The organism is Flavobacterium kochi (assembly GCF_048286715.1).
Taxonomy (GTDB): Bacteria; Bacteroidota; Bacteroidia; order Flavobacteriales; family Flavobacteriaceae; genus Flavobacterium.
Genome location: NZ_JBLVPW010000044.1, coordinates 1 through 22,614, shown reverse-complemented (window position 1 = coordinate 22,614; position 22,614 = coordinate 1). Strand labels below are relative to the sequence as shown.

At 35.1% G+C, this 22,614-nt stretch carries 21 protein-coding genes; 7 read left to right on the top strand and 14 right to left on the bottom strand.

Features of this window, described 5'->3' with window-relative positions:
- Positions 1 to 323: 323 nt before the first annotated feature.
- From ACNQGH_RS21140 to ACNQGH_RS21130, 3 genes are all read left to right on the top strand, one after another.
- Positions 324 to 2,264 (top strand): DEAD/DEAH box helicase, encoded by a 1,941-nt coding sequence (locus ACNQGH_RS21140; protein WP_417958003.1) that lies wholly within the window; start codon positions 324 to 326, stop codon positions 2,262 to 2,264.
- An 86-nt stretch (positions 2,265 to 2,350) separates the two neighbouring features.
- Positions 2,351 to 3,118 (top strand): carboxypeptidase-like regulatory domain-containing protein, encoded by a 768-nt coding sequence (locus ACNQGH_RS21135; protein ID WP_417958002.1) that lies wholly within the window; start codon positions 2,351 to 2,353, stop codon positions 3,116 to 3,118.
- 143 nt (positions 3,119 to 3,261) lie between these two features.
- Positions 3,262 to 3,531 (top strand): DHCW motif cupin fold protein, encoded by a 270-nt coding sequence (locus ACNQGH_RS21130; protein WP_417958001.1) that lies wholly within the window; start codon positions 3,262 to 3,264, stop codon positions 3,529 to 3,531.
- 321 nt (positions 3,532 to 3,852) lie between these two features.
- Here ACNQGH_RS21130 and ACNQGH_RS21125 read toward each other — a convergent pair whose 3' ends face one another.
- Positions 3,853 to 5,313, bottom strand: a complete 1,461-nt coding sequence (locus tag ACNQGH_RS21125) for an aminoacyl-histidine dipeptidase (RefSeq protein ID WP_417958000.1) — start codon at positions 5,311 to 5,313, stop codon at positions 3,853 to 3,855.
- Between the two features lie 109 nt (positions 5,314 to 5,422).
- Here ACNQGH_RS21125 and ACNQGH_RS21120 point away from each other — a divergent pair, with 109 nt between their 5' ends.
- A complete protein-coding gene (locus tag ACNQGH_RS21120) occupies positions 5,423 to 6,487 on the top strand; it encodes a DUF3810 domain-containing protein (protein ID WP_417957999.1) in 1,065 nt (354 codons plus the stop codon).
- Between the two features lie 61 nt (positions 6,488 to 6,548).
- On the opposite strand, the gene ACNQGH_RS21115 is transcribed toward ACNQGH_RS21120, so the two are convergent.
- The 3 genes from ACNQGH_RS21115 to ACNQGH_RS21105 form a co-directional block, all read right to left on the bottom strand.
- A complete protein-coding gene (locus ACNQGH_RS21115) occupies positions 6,549 to 7,763 on the bottom strand; it encodes a 3-oxoacyl-[acyl-carrier-protein] synthase III C-terminal domain-containing protein (RefSeq protein WP_417957998.1) in 1,215 nt (404 codons plus the stop codon).
- A gap of 406 nt (positions 7,764 to 8,169) precedes the next feature.
- The gene (locus ACNQGH_RS21110) at positions 8,170 to 9,297 is read right to left on the bottom strand and encodes a lactonase family protein (RefSeq protein ID WP_417957997.1); all 1,128 of its coding nucleotides are present in this window, start codon (positions 9,295 to 9,297) and stop codon (positions 8,170 to 8,172) included.
- 60 nt (positions 9,298 to 9,357) lie between these two features.
- Positions 9,358 to 10,662: an NAD(P)/FAD-dependent oxidoreductase gene (locus ACNQGH_RS21105; protein ID WP_417957996.1), complete on the bottom strand. Its 1,305-nt coding sequence runs from the start codon at positions 10,660 to 10,662 to the stop codon at positions 9,358 to 9,360.
- A gap of 286 nt (positions 10,663 to 10,948) precedes the next feature.
- Here ACNQGH_RS21105 and ACNQGH_RS21100 point away from each other — a divergent pair, with 286 nt between their 5' ends.
- The gene (locus ACNQGH_RS21100; protein WP_417957995.1) at positions 10,949 to 11,452 is read left to right on the top strand and encodes an RNA polymerase sigma factor; all 504 of its coding nucleotides are present in this window, start codon (positions 10,949 to 10,951) and stop codon (positions 11,450 to 11,452) included.
- Entirely contained in the window at positions 11,449 to 12,081 is a 633-nt protein-coding gene (locus tag ACNQGH_RS21095; RefSeq protein WP_417957994.1) for a hypothetical protein, read from the top strand. The genes ACNQGH_RS21100 and ACNQGH_RS21095 overlap by 4 nt, the downstream gene beginning before the upstream one ends.
- A 66-nt stretch (positions 12,082 to 12,147) precedes the next feature.
- On the opposite strand, the gene ACNQGH_RS21090 is transcribed toward ACNQGH_RS21095, so the two are convergent.
- Together ACNQGH_RS21090 and ACNQGH_RS21085 are read right to left on the bottom strand one after the other, a co-directional pair.
- Positions 12,148 to 12,957: a lysophospholipid acyltransferase family protein gene (locus ACNQGH_RS21090; RefSeq protein ID WP_417957993.1), complete on the bottom strand. Its 810-nt coding sequence runs from the start codon at positions 12,955 to 12,957 to the stop codon at positions 12,148 to 12,150.
- A 136-nt stretch (positions 12,958 to 13,093) separates the two neighbouring features.
- Entirely contained in the window at positions 13,094 to 13,735 is a 642-nt protein-coding gene (locus ACNQGH_RS21085) for an NUDIX hydrolase (protein ID WP_417957992.1), read from the bottom strand.
- 97 nt (positions 13,736 to 13,832) lie between these two features.
- Here ACNQGH_RS21085 and ACNQGH_RS21080 point away from each other — a divergent pair, with 97 nt between their 5' ends.
- Positions 13,833 to 14,273 carry a DUF4268 domain-containing protein gene (locus ACNQGH_RS21080; protein ID WP_417957991.1) on the top strand — a complete coding sequence of 147 codons (441 nt, stop codon included), beginning with the start codon at positions 13,833 to 13,835 and terminating at the stop codon, positions 14,271 to 14,273.
- A 172-nt stretch (positions 14,274 to 14,445) separates the two neighbouring features.
- Here ACNQGH_RS21080 and ACNQGH_RS21075 read toward each other — a convergent pair whose 3' ends face one another.
- The 8 genes from ACNQGH_RS21075 to ACNQGH_RS21040 all read right to left on the bottom strand — a co-directional run bounded on the left by ACNQGH_RS21075 (position 14,446) and on the right by ACNQGH_RS21040 (position 22,477).
- Positions 14,446 to 14,856, bottom strand: coding sequence for a hypothetical protein (locus ACNQGH_RS21075; RefSeq protein WP_417957990.1), 411 nt, complete (start codon positions 14,854 to 14,856; stop codon positions 14,446 to 14,448).
- Positions 14,857 to 14,865: 9 nt separating this feature from the next.
- Positions 14,866 to 15,810: an NAD(P)H-dependent flavin oxidoreductase gene (locus tag ACNQGH_RS21070; protein ID WP_417957989.1), complete on the bottom strand. Its 945-nt coding sequence runs from the start codon at positions 15,808 to 15,810 to the stop codon at positions 14,866 to 14,868.
- Between the two features lie 15 nt (positions 15,811 to 15,825).
- On the bottom strand, positions 15,826 to 17,436 hold the full coding sequence (locus tag ACNQGH_RS21065) for a S8 family serine peptidase (protein WP_417957988.1): 1,611 nt from the start codon (positions 17,434 to 17,436) through the stop codon (positions 15,826 to 15,828).
- A 132-nt stretch (positions 17,437 to 17,568) separates the two neighbouring features.
- On the bottom strand, positions 17,569 to 18,756 hold the full coding sequence (gene mnmA / locus ACNQGH_RS21060; protein ID WP_417957987.1) for a tRNA 2-thiouridine(34) synthase MnmA: 1,188 nt from the start codon (positions 18,754 to 18,756) through the stop codon (positions 17,569 to 17,571).
- Between the two features lie 77 nt (positions 18,757 to 18,833).
- Entirely contained in the window at positions 18,834 to 20,375 is a 1,542-nt protein-coding gene (gene nadB, locus ACNQGH_RS21055) for an L-aspartate oxidase (protein ID WP_417957986.1), read from the bottom strand.
- The gene (gene nadA, locus ACNQGH_RS21050; RefSeq protein ID WP_417957985.1) at positions 20,375 to 21,319 is read right to left on the bottom strand and encodes a quinolinate synthase NadA; all 945 of its coding nucleotides are present in this window, start codon (positions 21,317 to 21,319) and stop codon (positions 20,375 to 20,377) included. The genes nadB and nadA overlap by 1 nt, the downstream gene beginning before the upstream one ends.
- Positions 21,320 to 21,418: 99 nt before the next feature.
- Positions 21,419 to 21,853, bottom strand: coding sequence for an RrF2 family transcriptional regulator (locus ACNQGH_RS21045; protein ID WP_417957984.1), 435 nt, complete (start codon positions 21,851 to 21,853; stop codon positions 21,419 to 21,421).
- A gap of 165 nt (positions 21,854 to 22,018) precedes the next feature.
- Positions 22,019 to 22,477, bottom strand: coding sequence for a hemerythrin domain-containing protein (locus ACNQGH_RS21040; RefSeq protein WP_417957983.1), 459 nt, complete (start codon positions 22,475 to 22,477; stop codon positions 22,019 to 22,021).
- Between the last annotated feature and the right edge of the window lie 137 nt (positions 22,478 to 22,614).

Below are 22,614 nucleotides of genomic sequence, written 5' to 3'. Positions count from 1 at the left end.
CTATCTTTTTTAAAACCCATGGAGATTTAACTCCTAACAAAACTCCCAATCCGTCTAATTCCATGCCCTAAAATTAGGTCATTTTTTGACTTTCCACTAATTTAGGCGAAGAACCATAAATTTTTACAATACAACATTTTTATAACAATAAATCCAATTTCGAGTCGTAATCTCACACTGTATTTACAAAACAAAATTCACAATTTGCAAATAAAAAATATAACTTTCTGATAATCAAATTATAATAAATCATTAAATCTTAAAATAGCATTAGTTTATATGAATTATAAACAGTAATTTTGCACCCTATTTTAAAAATACATATGAATAAATTTGAACAATTAGGATTGAGTGAATCGTTACTGAAGGCGATTTTAGATCTAGGATTTGAAAATCCGACCGAAGTACAGGAGAAAGCGATTCCCCTATTATTGGAAAAAGACACAGATATGGTTGCGTTGGCTCAGACAGGGACAGGGAAAACGGCAGCTTTTGGTTTTCCAGTTATTCAGAAAATTGATGCCAACAACAGAAATACACAAGCATTAATTTTATCTCCAACACGCGAACTTTGTTTGCAGATTACCAACGAAATTAAAAACTACTCTAAATACGAAAAAGGTATTAATGTGGTAGCAGTTTACGGTGGAGCTAGCATAACAGAACAAGCGAGAGACATAAAGAGAGGCGCACAAATTATTGTGGCAACTCCAGGAAGAATGCAAGACATGATTAATAGAGGTTTGGTAAACATATCTCAAATCAACTACTGTATTCTTGACGAAGCTGACGAAATGTTGAACATGGGTTTCTACGAAGACATCGTAAACATCCTTTCTACTACGCCAGACGAAAAAAACACATGGTTATTCTCTGCAACAATGCCTGCTGAAGTAGCACGTATTGGAAAACAATTCATGACTGATCCAATTGAAATTACAGTTGGAGCTAAAAATTCAGGTTCTGCTACAGTTTCTCACGAATTTTATCTTGTAAATGCACGTGACCGTTACGAAGCTTTGAAACGTTTAGCCGATGCTAATCCAGACATTTTCTCAGTAGTTTTTTGTCGTACCAAAAGAGACACACAAGCTGTTGCCGAAAAACTTGTTGAAGATGGATATAGTGCTGCCGCATTGCACGGAGATTTATCTCAAGCGCAACGTGATGGCGTAATGAAATCTTTTAGAGGAAGACAAATCCAAATGCTTGTAGCTACTGATGTTGCTGCACGTGGAATTGACGTTGATAGCATTACTCACGTAGTGAATTATCAATTACCTGACGAAATCGAAACATACAATCACCGTTCAGGTCGTACGGGTCGTGCTGGAAAATTAGGAACTTCTATTGTAATCGTTACTAAAAGCGAATTGCGTAAGATTTCTTCAATTGAAAGAATCATCAAACAAAAATTCGAAGAAAAAACAATCCCTTCTGGAATTGAAATCTGTGAAATCCAATTATTACACCTAGCTAATAAAATTAAAGACACAGAAGTTGATCACGAAATTGACAACTATCTTCCTGCAATTAACAGCGTACTTGAAGGTTTATCGAAAGAAGAATTAATCAAGAAAATGGTATCGGTAGAATTTAACCGTTTTATCAATTATTACAAGAAAACCAGAGATATCTCTAATCAATCTTCAGTTTCTGAAAGACGTGATCGTGATGACAGAGACGGTGCTCCAAGAGAGAATAACAATGGTGGTGCAACAAGATATTTCGTGAACATAGGTTCTAGAGACAACTTTGATTGGATGTCATTGAAAGACTACTTGAAAGAAACATTGGACTTAGGTCGCGATGACGTTTTTAAAGTAGATGTAAAAGAAGGTTTCTCTTTCTTTAACACTGATCCGGAACATACTGATAAAGTAATGGAAGTATTGAACAACGTACAATTAGAAGGACGTAGAATCAATGTTGAAATTTCTAAAAATGATGGTGGCGGAAGACGTGATCATAACGGAAGAAGTTCTGGCGGAAGTTTTGGTGGCGGAAGAAGTTCTGCTCCAAGAAGAGAAGGTAGTTTTGCTCCAAGAAGAGAAGGTTCAGGCGGTGGATTTAGAAGCGATAGAAATTCAGCTCCTAGAGAAGGTGGATTTGGCGGAAGAAGCGATTCTAGAAGCGCTGCTCCAAGAAGAGAAGGTGGATTTTCATCAGACAGACCTAGAACTGAAGGTTCATCTGATAGAGCACCGAGACGTTCTGAAAGCTTTGGTGATTCACCAAGACCAAGAAGACCAAGAAGAGACTAACATTTAGTTAATTTTCTTATAATTATAGAGAGAAACTACAAAATATTTAATCCTCTTTTATTACTTTTAAAGTTTTAAATGAGTTTATGAAATATTTTGTAGTTTTCTTTTTTTTAGTACTATCTGCAACCGCTTTCGCGCAAGTCACAGAACCTTCCCAAAAAGTCAATGGTATTATTATCAACAACAGCACTAAGCTGCCTTTGTCAAATGTAAACATCATCAATATCAATAAAGTAAGAGGTGCAACTACCGATTCGAGAGGATATTTCGAAATTGATGTTCAGCCAAACGACACTTTACATCTTACTATTTTAGGCTTTCAATCTTTAAGAGTCCGAGTTACAAATGACTGGATAAAGAACAAAAGCACCAAAATTCAACTTACCGAAAAAGCAATTGCGCTTGAAGAAGTAATCATCAGACCCTTTAATTTAACAGGATATCTTGAAGTTGATTCAAAATTAATCCCAACAAAAGAAAACTTTCGTTACAGCATTTCGGGATTAACACAAGGTTATGAAGCGGGTGAATATTCTCCAAATGCCTTTGGCAGAGTTCTTGGTTCTATTTTCAATCCAGCGGATATGCTTTATAATTTCTTTGGTAAAAACCCAAAAGAGCTTAAAAAACTAAAAGAAATGAAAAAGGATGATACCGTTCGAAACCTACTCGAATCTAAATTCGACAGAGAAACAATATCTGTACTTCTTGGAGTGGATAAAAATGAATTGTCCGAAATTTTGCAGCGTTGTAATTATTCGGAAGCTTTTATACAAACAGCAAATGATTTACAAATTATGGACGCCATAAGTGGCTGTTATGAGGAATATAAGATTCTGAAGAAAAAATAATACAACAGTATACTATATAGTATACTATCATTTTTAAGCTAAAGATAATTTCAATCCTCAATTCAAGCAGTTGGGGATTTTCATTTTAAAATATCTGAATTTGAGTTTTATCCTAAATTTTATTAATCCAACAAACAAAATAGATGTCTGATATACCTTTCCAAGCCATCAATTGGGACAAAATAGAAAGAACAGCATATAAAGGCGAAACGGGAACCGCCTATTGGCTAACTTTGCAATTAGCAGGTCTTCGAATTCGGAAAGTTATTTATTCTGAAGGTTATTTAGCAGATCATTGGTGCCAAAAAGGACATATTGTACACTGTCTCGAAGGCAATTTCGTAAGCGAAATGGAGAATGGAGAACAAATAAATCTATCTAAAGGAATGACTATGTTGTTTCAGATGATTTAAGCTCTCATCGCTCTATCGCAGCTAATGGAGTTGAATTATTAATCATCGACGGGGATTTTTTAAAATAATATTTAAAACGAAACAAAATATTATATACATTTACTTACATCAAAATTAAAAACAAAATCTAAATACCTCTATCATGGCAAAAAGTCAAGACGCTAAGAAGACCGTAAAAAAAGAACCTCTAAAAACGGCAAAAGAAAAGAAAGAAGAAAAAAGAGATAAGAAAAACAGTCCAAAAAGAGACTAATTCTTTTTATAAAAAAACAAACCCTCGTTTATTGCTAAACGAGGGTTTGTTTTTTTTGAAATTCAAGATCATTTCACTGGAATATTGGCTAAAATTTCCAATACGAATTTCCAAAATTTCTGAGAAGAGGAAATACTAGCTCTTTCATCAGGAGAGTGCGCACCGTGAATCGTTGGTCCAAAAGAAATCATATCCATGTCAGGATAATTAGTTCCGAGAATTCCACATTCCAGTCCTGCGTGACAAGCCACAACTTTTGGCTTCTCATTATTTTGCTTCTCGTAAATAGCAACCAGAATATCTAGAATTTCCGAATTTACATTGGGAGTCCAACCTGGATAAGAACCTGAAAGTTCAACTTCACAACCTACTAATTCAAAAGCGGAACGCAAAGAATTGGCCAAATCATATTTAGACGTTTCTACAGAAGAACGGGTCAAACATGCTATTGAAATTTCACCATCTTTGATAATTACCCTAGCGATATTATTAGAAGTCTCTACCAGATTTTCCATATCGGCACTCATTCGGTAAACACCGTTGTGTGCTGCATAAATTGCTCTTATAATTCCCTCCTGAACACCTAAATCCATTACTTTTTTGGGCAAATCGCATTTGACAATCTCAATTTTTAAGCTGGGTTCAGTAGTTTTAAATTCGTTTTTGATATCGTTGATGATTTCCTGCATATCAAAAATATAAGCTTCATCAAACATTTCAGAAATAATTACTTTAGCAACACTTTCTCTAGGAATAGCGTTACGTAAACTTCCTCCGTTAATTTCCGCTACTTGCAAACCGAAATTTTCAAAAGCATCAAATAACAAACGGTTCATTATTTTATTGGCATTTCCCAAACCTTTATGGATATCCATTCCCGAATGCCCTCCATTCAATCCTTTTACAGTAATAATATGTCCAACAGAACCTTCAGGGACTTCCTCTTCGTGATAACTTCTCGTAGCCGTTACATCGATTCCTCCAGCACAACCAATGTCGATCTCATCATCTTCTTCAGTATCTAAATTCAAAAGTATCTGACCTTTAAGAATGCCTCCTTTTAAGTTCAAAGCTCCAGTCATTCCAGTTTCTTCGTCAACTGTAAACAAAGCTTCAATAGCAGGGTGTGGAATGTCTTTGCTTTCCAAAATTGCCATAATAGCGGCAACTCCAAGACCGTTATCAGCACCAAGAGTTGTTCCTCTTGCACGAACCCAGTCTCCATCCACATACATGTCTATCCCTTGCGTATCAAAATCAAAAACAGTATCAGCATTTTTTTGATGCACCATATCCAAATGGCCCTGAAGCACAATCGCCTTCCGATTTTCCATTCCTGGAGTAGCAGATTTGCGTATAATTACATTCCGTATTTCATCTTCAAAAGTTTCTAATCCCTGACTGTTTCCGAAATTTTTCATAAACTCAATCACTCGTTCTTCTTTTTTAGAAGGACGAGGTACCGCGTTCAAATCAGCAAACTTATTCCAAAGTGCTTTGGGTTCCAGATTTCTTATTTCTTGGCTCATTTATTTTTGTTTGAGGTTTAACATTTACAAGTCCCAAAGTTACAAAGTTTAAATTCTTTTAGATACTAATTGATATTGTAATTATCTTTACATTTTCAAAATTCATCCAGTGAAACCAAAATGTTTTCTATTATTCTTTCTTTTTATCCAAATAATCGTCCTGCAGATTATTCCTTTTTTTCCGGAATATGTGGAGCACTTTTACAGTAATGGTTTGTATCCAATTATTGCTAAATTTTCGAGAATTATTTTTGGCACAATTCCTTTTTCTGTGGGTGATTTCATCTATTTTATTGTAATTTCCCTTATTTTAGTCTGGTTTTGGAATAAAAGAAAATCCTGGAAATTAGAATGGAAAAACAACCTGCTGGCTATTTTAAGTTTTGTTTCCGTTTTTTATTTTTTGTTCCATATTCTTTGGGCTTTTAATTATCACCGCCAACCACTTTTTGAGAAAATGGCAATTAAAAAAGAGTATTCTGATGCGGATTTATTAGCTTTTACCAAAAAATTAATCACTAAAACCAATGCTGTTCAAGGTCAGATCACAAAAAATGACAATGCAAAAGTGGCATTTCCTTACTCTCAAGAGCAGGTTTTTGAAATGAATTTGAATGGTTATAAAAACTTATCCGATCAATACTCCTATTTCACTTATAATTATTTAAGCACAAAAAAATCGATTCTCAGTTTACCTTTGGCTTACATGGGTTTTGGTGGCTATTTGAATCCGTTCACCAATGAAGCACAAGTAAATTATCTTGGACCGATGTATAGTTTTCCAATGACAACCAATCACGAAATGGCGCATCAAATGGGATATGCCAGTGAAAGTGAATGTAATTTTATTGGATTTTTAGCTTCAGTAAAAAATGATAATTTATACGTCCAATATTCGGGATATAGTACGGCTTTACGCTATTGCTTAAACAATTGGCAAGTTAGGGATGAAAACATATTCAAACAACTACTTAAAACTGTTCATCCGGGAATTTTGAAAAACTACAAAGAAAGTGACAATTTCTGGAAAAAATACCAAACACCGGTTGAAACGGGTTTTCATGTTTTTTACGACAATTTTCTCAAATTAAATCAGCAAAAAGATGGTATGGAAGGATATAGTAAATTTGTAAATTTGATGGTGAATTATTATAAAAAAGACAACAGGCTATAAACACAAACCGCTTATAGCCAATTTCTTTTTCTTATTCTACGTTTTTGCTTGAACTCGAATTTTATATTTTTTCAAGCAATAATCCTGTAGCTGTCAATCCTGGTCCAAATGCCATGGCAACAACTTTTGTTCCTGATTTTATATTGGGATCATTTATAATTTCGTTAAAAATATGTGGAATCGTTGCCGAAGACATATTTCCCAGACGGCGTAGTACTTCGTAAGACCAAATAGCCTGGTCTTTAGACAATCCAATTGCATCGATAACATAATCTATGATTTTTGGCCCGCCGGGATGTATTGCAAAATGCATGTTGGATTTCTGTTCTTCAAGATCTATGTCTCCTTTATTGCAAAGTGTAGTTAAAAAAGGTTTGATATTTTTACGAATAAAAACGGGAACTCGTTTGGAGAGCGTCATTAAAAAATTATATTCACCTAAATCCCAAGACATATCCTCTAATGAATCTGGAATAATTACCTCGTGAGCCGCTATAATTCGCAGTCCTTTTTTCTCCGGGAAAGAATCATCTTGCATAAACGATTCCTCGTCAAATAAAGAATATCCTATGAATCCATCTGCAAAAAGAGAGCAAATCATGGTATTTGAATTGGAAAACTCAACCAGGTTTAAATGGGCTGACAATAATTCCGTGTGAACGACATCTACCCTACCCTTAGTTGGACTGCTGCACAGCAAACTTCTGCCTGTACGAATTGCTGGAAAAGCACCGTAACATCCCATATGATAGGAATGGGTAACCTGAACCGTTCCCCAATCTCTTTCTATTACGGCTTCCTGCGCAACACTGGGAGAGGAATAGCCGGAACAGGTAACATGAATCAGATTTTCCGGGCTTGAAACCGTTTTTGAATAAAATTCATCAAAAACATATCCCATTTTTCTTTTAAACCATTCCATTCGAACCTCTATTTTAGGACCGTAAAGATTTCCCGACTTCACTTCAAAACCGGCAGGAAAATGGTATTCAGAAGGTAAAGTAATATCCATTTCATTTTCAATAAAATTCTCTACGTCTTCAAAAATTAGAATTTGTCTGCTGTTTATGCTCTCCGAAGAAACGGAATACTTATCTACATGATCTGATATAGACTCAAAACTTACCCGCTCCACTCCATCACTTCCTGAAACATCCGAATGTGGGGTGTTTTGAAAATGGTAATAGAGAAATTTTGTGTACTGATTGAGCTTTGTTTGGTCTAATAATTTTCCCACCAAAATGGGATGGAAATTGGAAAGGATAACGCTTTTCATTAAGTATAACTTTGTTTATTTTTATAAAATTAATTTAAATTTTATTTCAAAGACAACGTCAATAATTTGTTAAAATACAAAAATCACAACTACTTGATTTTCAAATATTTATAAAAGCTATATTTTTGTTAAAATACTATAAATCAACACATTGTAAGAATGATTTTACATCAAAAAAAGGCATCGATTATCGGTCTGTAGGAATGCTAGCACAACTTTTATTTCTAAATTTTAAAGTATTTCCTGTTAATTCAGAGGAATCATTTTCAAGTCAATTTTTACCTTTAAAAGGTAGCGTACCGTTTTAAAAATAAGGTTCAAATCGCAATTTATTATAGTCAAACCAAAATGCTACTCCCTTAGATCTGAAAGGTTTGAGTTCATTTTTATGAATCCGTGATCCAAATTATGGATATTGTTTAATTTGCACACAGGAGGCATTTTCCACTTTTACTTCAGTGCCCGATTTTTTTAATAAACCTGTAACTGAATCTCTTTTAAAAACGATTACATTACCACTTGTTTGATTGGCTACTATCACGAACTTACCGGTGGAATCGATAGCAAATATTCTTGGTGTTTTTCCAAAAGCAGATTGATACCCTACTGTTTTTAAGGTACCATTATTCTCTATGGAAAATATGGCAATATTATTTTCTTCTCCTCGATTAGAAGCATATAGAAAACGCCCATCAGGTGAAATGTGAATATCTCCACTATTAAACCCTTCTTTGTATGCATCAGAATGAGCATTAATTCTTTGAATTGCGTCTAATTTGCCATTCGCATATTTATAAACACTTATTGTTCCAGCCATTTCTTCAACACTATAGGCAAATTTTCCGTTAGGATGAAATGTAAAATGCCTTGGTCCGCTTCCTATTGTGGCCTGAGTAAAAGGGTATTGATTTTCTGAAAGTGGTTCCTCTTTTGTGTCATCAAATCGATAACTTCTAATTTTATCGGCACCTAAATCAGGTAAAAACACAAAATCATAATTCGGAGAAAATACTGCCGAATGAACATGGGAACGTTCTTGCCTTTCCTTGTTAATACTGCCTTCCGAATAGGAAAAATTTTGAGCAATCGGGTTTATTTTGCCATCTGAAGTTATTGGATAAACAGAAACGCTTCCCTGAGTATAGTTAGCATTTACAAGCCATTTTCCATTTTTATGAACCGAAAGATATACCGGATTTTCACCACCGCTTTTTTGACTATTGATAAATGTTAAAGTCTTATTTTGAGGTTTGAATTCAAAACTACTGACGCTTCCGGCATTGGGTGTTCTTGTTTCCGTACAGGCAAAAATATATTTTCCGTTTGGAGCTACCGTTAAATAAGAAGGGTTTAATATATTTTTGACTGTTGTAATTTTCTTTAAATTGCCCGTTACCGTATTTAATTGAAACACATATATCCCCTCTTTATTTTTATCCGAATTATAGGAACCAACAAATACATAACTATTTTGGGAATAGGATTTAAAATTAACAAGCAATATAAATAGAAAAACAACTGTCTTTTTTATCATTTTTGGGACCTATGAGGATTAAAATTTCCGATGACAAGATAACACTAATAGTATTACGTTTTAAACCTCATCACTAGTAAATACAGTAAAACTTTTCTTTTTATACGGACGGATAATCAATCGTCCCTCCCGGTCAAAACGAATATAATTATACACCCAGTTCAAGAAAACTACTGCTTTGTTCTTGAAGCCAATAAGTGAAAACAAATGCACAAACATCCAAACAAACCAGGCAAAAACGCCGCTAAAATGGTATTTTGGTAAATCGACTACAGCTTTATTTCTCCCTATGGTCGCCATAGTGCCTTTATCATCATATTCAAAAGCTTCCATGGGTTGTTTTCTGATTAATTTAATAATGTTTTCTCCTAACAATTTACCTTGCTGCATCGCGGGTTGCGCCAACATGGGATGTCCTTGCGGATACGCTTCAGTTTCCATAGATGCAATATCGCCTATGGCAAAAATATTGTCGTAACCTACTACCTGATTGTACTCGTTTACTCGAATGCGTTCTACTTTTTCAACCAAAGATTTAGCATCCAATCCGGCAACTATAGCACCCTGTACGCCAGCTGTCCAGATTACAGTGGCAGTTTCAAATGTCAAATCAGAATTCGTTACTATGGTCCGTCCGTCATAATTCGTAACGCGCACATTCTTCCAGATTTTCACCCCGAGACTTGTCAGAAATTTTTCGGCATCTTGTGAGGAATCCTCACTCATGGTATTGAGAATTCTGTCGCCACTCTGGATAAGATTGATTTCCATTTTGGCAATATCAAGATCGGGATAATCTTTTTGCAAAATGGCTTTTTTCATTTCGGCCAAAGCGCCAGCCAGCTCCACTCCTGTTGGTCCGCCACCAACGAGTACAAAATTAATCAGGCTATTCCGTTCAGCACTATCTGTGGTCAAAACGGCCTGTTCGAAGTTTTCAAGAATAAGACTGCGGATGTTAAGTGATTGCGGTATGGTTTTCATTGACATACTATTACGCTCTATTTCTTTATTGCCAAAATAATTGGTTTTGGAACCCGTCGCTATAACGAGATAATCATAACTCAGCTCCCCAATTTCAGCGATTACTTTTTGGTTTTTAGTATCAATTTCTGCCACTGTAGTCAATCTAAAATAAACATCATCGTATTCCTGAATTACTTTCCTGATTGGATACGCTATTGAACCTGCCTCCAGTCCTCCAGTGGCTACTTGATACAATAAGGGTTGAAAAGTGTGGTAGTTGTGCTTGTCTAAAAGAACGACCTGCACCTCTTTATTTTTTAGCTTTCTGGCCAATGCAAGTCCTGCAAAGCCACCGCCAATGATGACTATTCTGGGTAAAGCTGAATTTGGGATGTTCATATTTAAAAGTTCTGAATTGTTGATACTCAAAGATACAATGTTTTACAACCTTGAATTCTATCAATTATTATCAAAATTTTTGTTTTTTTAAAAAAGACAGTAAGAAATGCTAAGCATATAAATGCCGCTTATGGTAATGAAAATCCTTTATTTTTTGATTTTTTTCGAAAAATAAAGATGGTGACGTACCTCGAAACAAGTCTCTATTACCACTTGTAAAATTTGTGCCGCCAGAAAAAAAGTGCTACTTTGTAACAAAATCTATTTTTGGATTACTAACGTATATATGAGTGATAATTTAGAACATTCGTTTGTAAAGCAATTGCAGGAAAATCAGAATATAATCCACAAAATTTGTAGATTGTATACTAATGGTGATGATGCACACAAAGATTTGTTCCAGGAAATCACGATTCAGCTATGGAAAGCGTTTCCAAAATTTAGGGGCGACAGCAAATTTTCGACTTGGGCTTATCGCGTGGCTTTGAATACCGCAATCACTTTATACCGAAAAACCAAGCGATCCATAAGCACAATTGAGTTTGAAGGACGACAACATTTTCTGAACGATGTTGAGTATAACTATGAGGAAGAAGAACAGATAAAACTGATGTACAAAGCCGTTTATCAGTTGAATGATATTGAAAAAGCACTGATTTTCATGTATCTTGAGGATAAAGATTATACAGAAATAGCCGAGACATTAGGAATTAGTGAAGTTAATGCCAGAGTCAAAATGAATAGAATAAAAGGGAAATTAAAAAAAATATTAAATCCATTAGGAGTATGAAAGAGCTGGATTTATTGAAAAAAGATTGGCAGAAGAATGATAATTCTTTTGAACAGGTTTCGGAAATAGAGATTTATAAAATGATTCATAAAAAATCGTCTTCGATAGTCAAGTGGATTTTGATTATCAGTATTTTGGAAGTTGTATTGTGGACATCGATTAGTGTCATTTTTAATTCAGATGATTATTTAAAAAAGATCAAACATGATGAACTAATCAAATATTTTGAAGCATTAACCATTTTTAATTACGTCGTGATATTGGTTTTTATTTATTTATTTTATAAAAACTATATCTTAATTTCGACAACTGTTTCGACAAAACAGTTGATGAAAGACATACTAAAAACCAGAAAAACGGTGCAATATTATGTTTGGTACAATCTTGGAATGATTGTTTTTAGCTTAATTATTGGTTTTGTAATTGCCTTTTCCTACAATCCTGACGTAAACATTTTAAGGGAAAAGATTGCCAATGACGGAAAAATTATGGCTATCACCATAGGCATTCTAATTTTGACTATCGCTCTGTTTTTTGGGATATTCTGGTTGTTTTACAGATTATTGTATGGAATCTTGCTCCGAAGATTGTATGCCAATTATAAAGAATTGAAAAAGATTGATCTGTAAGTAGAAATTTGTAAAGACTACCCACTGAAGCTTAAGACGGTACGATTTTATGACTTTAGACTCCAGTTAATATTCCCATTGTCTTAAACGATTTAATTCTTCTTGTGCTTTTAATTCTTCAGCCGGAATAACTTTTAAAAAGGAAGGATGTTGTTCAATGGCATATTCAACTTTTTCAACAATTTCATCAATCGTATCCTTATCGTAATCGATATCCAAAGGTTCTTTGATGATAAACGACTGCAGGATTCCTTTCTTTTTCATTCGCAATCCTTTTTTGTCAAATGAACGACGAAAACCATCAATAACAATAGGAACAACAATAGGCCTGTGTTGTTTGATAATATGTGCAGTTCCTTTACGAACAGGCTTGAACGATTTAGTGGTTCCCTGCGGAAAAGTGATTACCCAGCCATCTTTTAGCGCTATTTTGATATTTTCAGTGTCATCTGGATTTATATCTTTCTTTTCTTTAACATCAACTCCCTTAGCCCGCCAGGTCCGTTCTACGGAAATTGCTCCTGCATATGCCATAATTCTTGGCAATAAACCGGCTTGCATTGTTTCTTTGGCGGCGACATAATAAATATTCATTTTGGGCTGCCAGAGGTAACATACATTTTTAATAGTATCTTCCCGACCGCTTAAACTTGCATTAAAGACATGAAACATAGCCACAACATCGGCAAAATAAGTCTGATGATTGGAAATGAAAAGCACGTTGGTATCCGGTAAATTTCTGATTATTTCAGAACCTTCAATTTGCAATTCATTAAATCCTCTGTACCGTCTGTGCGTGATGGCTCCAAAGATTCGGATCAACCATTTCTTTATAAATAATATATGCCCAAAAGGATTTCTCTTAAACAATACCATAAAACTGTGTCATTATTTGTTAATTTGGACTACAAACGTACGAAAATTATATTTGTAGTTTCTACTGATTTTCAGCAAACGGTATTGAAAATCACGGGGAATAAATCGATTTTATCAATCCCGGAATGACAACCTTTTAACTTAAAACCTTTTTTAAAACTTCTTTCAATTCACTCAACATCATAGCTGTAGCTCCCCAAACTATGTGCTCCTCTATTTTAAAAGCAGGAACCGTAATTTTACCTGCATAGGAAGTTACCATTTCAGCACTAATAATTATTTCATCACTCAAAAAAACCGACAAAGGCAATTCAATTATATTTGCCACTTCATTGGGGTCAGGAATAAAACTGATTTCCTCCCTGCTAATTCCTAAAAAAGGATGTACCATAAAATTACTTGGCGGAATATACAATTCTGTAAAAGCCTTGATAATTTCTATGTCTGTGGGAAGAATTCCTATTTCTTCATGGGTTTCCCTTAAAGCCGTGTTTGCAAAAACGCCATCTTCCGGTTCAAACTTACCGCCAGGAAATGCTATTTGGGAAGAATGGGTACCATTATAGGAACTTCTTACAATTAGCACCAAATGCGTGCTTCCATTTTTTGGATAAAACAACATCATCACCGCCGCTTTTCTTGATTTTTTATTATCAAAAATCCCATTTTTCAAAGCATCTATGCGCTCGAGAGGCGCCATTTTAATATGTGCTTCGAATGCAGGAAGTTTTGCCTGAGCAAAATTGGGAACATATTTTAAAAAATCTTGAAAATCCATAATCAAAGTCTATTTTTGCATACCAAAAGATCTTATAAATATAGTTTAGAAAATAATGTTTAGCAAACTTTCTAAAATCAAATTCAAATAAATAAAAATGTACAGCAAAGAAGAGACTCAAAAACTAAAACGAGAATTCTGGATCGCATTCGCAGAAAAATACCCCCGAAAATGGTTGCTATATGACACCAAAATAAAAGATTTTTCCTTTAAGTTTTATGTAGACAATAAAAAAGCACAAGTTTTAATAGATATTGAGCATCGTAATGATCAAAAACGAATTGCTTATTTTGAAAAAATAAAAGCTTTAAAAAATATTCTGGAAGATGAATTCATTAAAGATTTAGTTTTCGAAAAAGATTTTAATCTAGAAAATGGTAAAACAATTAGTCGCATTTGGGTCGAAAAATTAGGTGTTGGTGTTAGCAATCGCAACTATTGGAATGAAATTTTTGATTTCTACAATGAGAAAATGAATGCTTTAGAATTGTTCTACAAAGAGTATGATGAATTCATCAAGGACATTGAGAAATTTTAACTCCTGACCCCTTTTTTGACCAGTCACGTTCTACGTTACAAATCCTTGCTCTCCTTTGTCCGATTGTGAACCTTTCCCTGCAAACGAAGTTCAACGAACTCCAATGAAAATAAAAAACTAAGTGAAGTAATCCCCTCAAGCAAAATAACACAAAGGATAAATCAGTATTTTTTTACATATTAAAGATATTATAAACTACAATTCTATTGTCATAATTGATGTATAATTGTTTCCTATTATCTTGTTTTTTACGGGTAATGATTGAAAGTGTACAATCGTCCCCATTATTGTCTTTACAAGTAAATGAATAAACAATATCCGTATCGTTTTCTTCCGTGGCTTGATAATCGATAATTTCAAACAATTGAATAACTTGAGAATAAATTACAATCCTGTCTTTATTGGTATCCAATGTCACTAAAATATTGACCAAATCCAAATCAGACCATTTCCCCCATTTCCCTTTTTCATTTTTTTCTAAAACACTAAAACCGGAAGTTTTAAACTTATAGCTCTGGCTATACGAATTTTGAAAACCTAAAACCAAAAAAAGCAATATTATATATATTTTTGTCTTCGCCATATTTCTAAATTAAAAATCAAAACTAATTACTTCTCGTCTCGCTGTTTCAAAGTCGGCTATCATTTCGGCAACAATAGTTCCGGCTGGTTTTATCTCGTGAATTAACCCTGCCACTTGACCGATTTCCAATTCTCCTTCTACTAAATCTCCCTCAAACATACCCCGTTTTGCCCTTGCTCTACCTAATAAACCCATTAAATCTTCTTTTGTTGCGCACATTTCATACAAATGCTGAACATCCTGATAAAATTTATTTTTAACCAATCGAACAGGGGCAAGTTCTTTCAAGGTCAATTGTGTATCTCCTTCTTTAATATTTACAATGGTTTTCTTAAAATTTTCATGTGCTGATGATTCCACCGATGCAGCAAATCTACTCCCTATTTGAACACCGTCTGCTCCTAGCACCATAGCAGCAAGGATACCCCGACCGGTGGCGATACCGCCAGCAGCGATCAACGGAATCTTAATTTTTTCTTTCACCATTGGGATTAAAGTAAACGTAGTGGTTTCTTCTCTTCCGTTATGTCCGCCGGCTTCAAATCCCTCAGCGACCACTGCATCTACGCCTGCATCCTGAGCTTTCAGTGCAAAAACAGAACTACTGACCACATGCACTACCGTTACACCATTTTCTTTCAAATGAGAAGTCCATGTTTTTGGGTTTCCTGCTGATGTAAAAATAATTTTCACTCCTTCATCAACAATAATTTTCATTATTTCTTCAATGTTGGGATACAACATCGGAACATTTACACCAAAAGGTTTTGAAGTAGCTTTTTTACATTTTTGAATATGTTCCCTTAAAACTTCCGGATACATGGAACCCGCACCGATCAATCCTAAGCCTCCTGCATTACTGACTGCGCTTGCTAATTTATAACCGCTGTTCCAAATCATTCCTCCCTGAATAATTGGATATTTAATTTTAAAAAGTTCCGTGATTTTATTCATGTAGTATTGATACTGCTATTGTTTTATTATTTTTCCGCTTTTATAAAAAGAATTTGATTCCACTTTATATATATAAATTCCTTTACCCAATCCTTTCAATGAAATACTAGTTGATTCAATCGTGATTTCCTTTTCTAACACTTTTTGACCTGAAATAGAATAAATAACAACTGAAGCCCGATCAAGCCCCGCTGGCAATGAAATTGTGATAAAATCAGTTGCGGGATTCGGATAGATAATAAAATCATTTTTCGACAAAATATCTAATAACAAATTACTCAACGCTAAATTAAAATCCGGAATGCCATAACCATATTGATTGTCAGGCGACGCAAACCGATCTGCTGATTTTATAATGAATTGTGTAATCTCTTTATTTGTTTTATTAGGATTTGCCTGCCATAAACAAGCAATCATTCCTGCCATAATAGGACTGGAAAAAGAAGTCCCGTTTGCAGCTATAATATTACCAAATTCATCAGACAAAACATCCGATTGTCCTTGGGCCATAACATCCGGTTTTATCCTCCCGTCCGACGAAGGTCCAATAGAACTAAATGAAGTCAATACTTCTGAAGCTTTTACTGCTCCCACTGCAATTACAGATGGTGCATCAGCGGGTCCGCCAATGTAGGGATCAGCTGTCCCTCCTGAATTGCCTGCTGATGCCACCACAATCATACCTCTGCTAAATGCAATTTCCGCACCACGAGATATGAAAGCTGTTGTCCCGTTCATTTCACTGTAGGTATGACTATAAGCACTCTTGTCATATTCAAAATACCCGAGAGAAGTGTTTATAATATCCACTCCCAGGCTATCCGCTTTTTCCGCTGCTTCAACCCAAAGGGATTCTTCAACAGGATTTTCCGAAGTGTCATCTTCTGTGATAAATAAATAATAGGAAGCATCTGGCGCTGTTCCAACCAACGAATTTTCTTTGTACCCCCCCATTGCGGAAAGTACAGCTGTTCCATGCCAAACTCCAGTGTAGAAATCCGGATTTCTTAAAACAAAATTATATCCTCCTAAAATTTGGTTATTGTCTCGTAATCTTTGAAAAGGCTGAGCTGAATTAACACCTGGAAAACCAGCGTCTAAAACAGCTATTACTTTTCCGGAGCCGGTATAATTCTTTTGGTGTACTAGTTGTCCGTTAAGCATCTGAATTTGATTCGCAGACGTTCCATAAGCGAAATCAATTTTAGTTTTCTTACTTATAGATACCTTTTTTATTTTTGACACCTTTGCTGTTTTCCCGGTTTGATTGAGCGATTTATCCGCAAAATCTATTTTACCGGCAAAAGAAAATGTTGCCAATGAATTTATAATTGCCTGCGTACCCCGAACATGGATTGCATTCAACCATTTGGATTTTGCCATCACAGTAATTCCTGCAACTGCTTTTATCTGATTGATGTATGATGGTTCAATGGGAGCATCTTTAAAATCTAAAACTATATGCTGATTTGTTCTTCTTTGCAAAGCCCTTTCAGAAAGCATTAGTAGAGGGGTACGTAAATAGGATTGAGAATTGGGTTTTGCATTGAAATATACCCAGGCATCTTCCTGAGAAAAGCCTACCGAAGTGCATAATAAAAAAAGAAACAAATAGATTTTTCCCATAGTTAACTTTATTTTTAATTCGTATAAAATCCAACTAACCTTTTGTCGTAAATATCAAATAGAGCTGTTTCACAGTATTTTAATTTCAACGGAGGCAATCGTTTTTTAACTTTTTATAAATAAAGTACTAAGCTAAGAAATAACTCCCGAACCAACTAATTCATCTCCTAAATACCAAGCCACAAACTGTCCTTCGGTTATTGCAGATTGAGGTTCTTCAAATGCAACAAACATGCCGCCTTCAAATTGGTGTAAGGTGGCGCTTTGCAAAGGTTGTCTGTAACGAATTCTTGCCATAACGTCCATAGTTTCGCCATTGGCCAAAGCCAAATCTTTACGAATCCAATGCACTTCAGATTTTTCGATCTGCAATGCTTTTTTAAACAATCCGGGATGCTGGCTGGTTAATCCGGTATAAATAGTATTCGTCACCACATTTGTAGCGATGATAAATAATGGATCTGTAGTTCCGCCTACATTGAGTCCTTTTCTTTGTCCAATAGTAAAATAATGAGCTCCTTGATGTTTTCCTACTTTTTTACCCATTTCTGGCGTGTATGGAATTTTTCTTGCATCAAAAGCCAAATCCTCTTCAAGAGTTAAACCTTCTTGTTTTTCAGAATTGTAAACAGAATCGTTTTTATCAATTTGAATAATAACTCCGTCTTTGGGTTGCAATTTTTGTTGTAAAAACTCTGGCAAACGTACTTTTCCAATGAAACACAAACCTTGGGAATCTTTCTTTTCGGCAGTAATTAAGTCCATTTGAGCAGCAATTTCTCGAACTTCAGGCTTAGTCAATTCTCCAATCGGAAACAATGATTTTGCCAATTGCTCTTGCGACAACTGACAAAGAAAATAGGATTGGTCTTTGTTTGTATCGGCGCCAGCTCTTAATTGATAAACGATCTCGCCATTGACTTCGATTTCACTTTTTTGACAATAATGTCCTGTCGCCACATAATCGGCTCCAAGACTCAAAGCGATTTTCATGAAAACATCAAATTTTATTTCGCGGTTACAAAGTACATCAGGATTTGGGGTTCGCCCTTTTTCATATTCGTTGAACATATAATCAACGATTTTCTCTTGGTATTCTTCGCTTAAATCTACCGTTTGAAAAGGAATTCCTAATTTTTCAGCCACAAGCAAAGCGTCATTACTGTCTTCCAGCCATGGACATTCATTAGAAATCGTAACAGAATCATCATGCCAATTTTTCATAAAAAGTCCGATGACTTCATAGCCTTGTTGTTGCAATAAATAAGCAGCAACACTCGAATCTACACCTCCAGAAAGTCCAACAACAACACGTTTCATCTTTAAAAAATTATAATTTTATAAGGGTGCAAAGTTACAAAGATTTACAATAGGAAAAGGAATAGAATAAATAACGACTAATTCTTTTTTTTGCTTGCTTCAGTCTTCATAAACCCACCACGATTATCTGTCCTTTCAATGGAGTGTTGAACGATTAACTTCCCTATTGCATACATATTATAAAGCTCATAGAAAGCAGTGGTGATTTGGAACTCCTTGCCCATTTCTTCTAATTCCTTTTGTCTTTGGCTGAGCTCCTCTTTAGCCTTATACAAATCAATATCATTACGGACAATTCCTATATTTTGGCGCATTAAAAGCTGTAATTCTGTTTTCATTTTTGCCAGACAATCTACATTCATTTCTGGTTTCTCAATAGCTGCCCAATCTGAAATAACACCTTCGAACTGAAGGTCTTCATCTGAAGTAGTAGCCAAATAATTGTAAATCTTCTCCGAATACACTAGCGCTTCCAACAATGAATTCGACGCTAATCGATTAGCACCATGCAATCCTGTTTGAGAACATTCCCCACAAGCAAATAAATTGGCTACAGTTGTTTTTCCATTTTTATCCACCATAATTCCGCCACAAAGATAATGTTGTGCCGGGATTACAGGAATCCAGTCTTTTTCAATAGCAATACCTATGCTTTTACAACGCTCATAAATCATGGGGAAATGTTTTGTAAAAGCAGCTAAATCCAAATGTGTACAATCCAGATAAACGCAATCGTCACCTGATTTTTTTAGTTCCAGATCAATGCTTTGCGAAACAATATCTCTTGACGCCAATTCACCCCTACTATCATAATTAAGCATAAAACGAACGCCATCTTTGGTACGAAGATAGGCCCCAAATCCCCGAACTGCCTCTGAAATTAAAAATTTAGAGCCTGCAGAAGAATCATATAAGGCTGTAGGATGGAATTGAATAAACTCCATGTCTTTTATGGTGGCATTCGCACGAAAAGCCATGGCAATCCCATCTCCGGTAGCAATTACAGGGTTGGTCGTATGGCCATAAAGATGACCAATTCCACCGGTTGCCAACACCGTAAAATCAGATTTAAAAGTAATAATCTCTTTTGTTTTTTCATCAAATGCATGGGCACCAAAACACGAATTATTTTGCGTTATTAAATCAAGTGAAAAATGGTGATCCAGAACGGTAATATTGTCTTTCTGATGTACCTGCGCCAAAATAGCACGTTCAATTTCATGACCGGTTTGGTCTTTATGATGCACCACCCTGTTTTGAGAATGGCCCCCTTCTTTACCCAAGTCGAAATTGCCTTTGGTGTTTTTATCAAACTTGGCACCCCATTCTATAAGTTCTTTCAACCTTTTCGGGCCTTCAGTGACAACCATTTCAACGACGGAAGGGTCACACAAACCGTCGCCACAGATTAAGGTGTCTTCGATGTGTTTTTTATAGGAATCCTCCGTTTGGTCAGTGACAATTGCAATACCGCCTTGCGCATATTTTGTATTGGATTCATCCGCATTCGATTTGGTAATTATCGTGATTTTTCTATCGGGAAATCGATCTGCTATTTTTATGGCAAAAGTCAATCCTGCCACGCCGGAACCGATGATTAGATAATTGGTTTTAATCATTATTTCGATAATTCAAGCATTCTTTCAATAGGAATTAGGGCTTTTTTTCTGGTATTTTCAGGAACGTCAATTTCCGGACTTTCGTGAACTAGACAATCATATACTTTTTGTAAAGTATTCATTTTCATATAACCACATTCGCTACAAGCACAAGTATTATCCTCTTTAGCGGGAGCTGGAATTAATATTTTATGAGGTACTTCCTGTTGCATTTTGTGCAAAATCCCTGCCTCGGTAGCAACTATAAATTTATTGTTAGGATTAGTCTTTACATAATCAATCATTCCGGCTGTTGAGCCAATATAGCTTGCCGTTTGCAAAATATGCGTTTCCGATTCAGGATGCGCAATAATTTTGGCATCAGGATGCTGTTGGTGAACCTCAATTAATTTGTCCAATGAAAAAGCTTCATGAACCACACAGGAACCGTCCCAAAGCAACATATCCCTACCTGTTTTGCTTATGATGTATTTTCCTAAGTTCTTATCCGGTGCAAAAATAATAGGCGTTTCTTTCGGAATGGATTCCACAATTTTCAAAGCATTCGATGATGTACAGACGATATCGCTCAATGCTTTAATTTCTGCAGAACAATTCACGTAAGTAATAACAATATGATCGGAATGTTCATCAGTAAATTTCTTAAATAAATCCGGAGGACAAGATTCGGCCAATGAACAACCTGCCTTCAAATCAGGAAGAATCACTTTTTTGGTTGGGTTTAAAATCTTAGCGGTTTCAGCCATAAAATGCACCCCAGCGAAAAGAATAATATCGGCATCCACTTTCATGGCTTCTTGTGACAATCCTAAACTGTCCCCTACATAATCTGCAATATCCTGAATATCGGCTTCCTGATAATAATGCGCTAAAATAACAGCATTTTTCTCTTTTTTTAATTCTAATATGCGCTCTTTAAGACTTTTCATTTCTTTTGAATTCATTTTTACGTATTAATTATTGTAATCTCCGAATAAACTGATTCGTTTGAAATACACTATAAATCTATTTATATATTGGTCTATTTTATTTTTTTAGTAAAATTAATACCTCAAAAAAGTATCACCCGATTTGATTCCTAATGCGAGTTCTTCCAAATTTGTATTTTCTAACATGAAGGCCAATTCATTTCTAATCGCCTTAAATTTATCATGAACCGGACAGGGATGTTCTTCGGAGCAATGATGCAATCCCAGGCCACAACCTGTAAAGACACGATCTCCATCAATGGCAGTTACAACGTGGGAAAGTTTTATTTGGCTCATCGTCTCTCTTGGAATGTCAAAACCGCCTCCAACACCTTTGATGGAATGGATGATATTATTTCTGGATAATATTTGTAAAATCTTAGCCGTAAAGGCTTCAGGGGAATCAATTTTTTTAGCAATGTCTTTTAGCCCTACTCTGGTATTTTGATAAGATTGTGAAGCTATAAAAATGGTGGCTCGGATTCCGTATTCACAGGTTTTAGAAAACATAGTTGGCTTTTTGCAAATTTATGGAAATAAGTTTTATTTTCATCTAATTAGTTTGATTGTTTGAGTTGCTACCCGTTTCGATGAATTTCAGAATATAAATAATTAAACAACTTTTTTCAGGTAATTAGCCAAAAAAAGGGATACTATAAATCATAGTATCCCTTTTTATTTCCAAAAAACATCATCTTCTTTTTCTACAAATGCTTCTCCTGAATGAATTTCATTGATTTTAGCTAATTGCGCTGCAGACGCTCTTTTCTGAACTTCAGCAAATAAAATGCGTTCCTCAAAACGAATGTGCGCCACCAGCTCTTCCTCAATATGCCCTAAAAATTTTTCCAAATCAGAAGTTTGCTTAAACAATCGTTTCAATCTCCGATGCTCTGTTAAAGCCCTTTTTACAAGTTCGCTCTCAGGGTCTAAAATCGTAAAGGCATACTTTTCTTCCAATTCAAAAAGCGGTAATAAATGCATTTTAAAAAACCAATCAGTATATATTTTGATACGTTCCGGTTCAATTTGCTTAAAAAATCCGGTTCGAATTTTCCAACACAATTGTAATCCATGATGATGATCATGACTTAAAAGTTGTAATTCCACTGCTCTTTTTAACGGTTTATTCATTTTGATGAAAATTTAAAATTATCGAGTTACTTACTTAATCACTACGATTTGTTTCCAGCCCCGATGCGGATGTGAGACTAATCGTTTGAATATATTATCAAAAATAGAATCTTTGTAAATTGACCTATTCAGCCGAT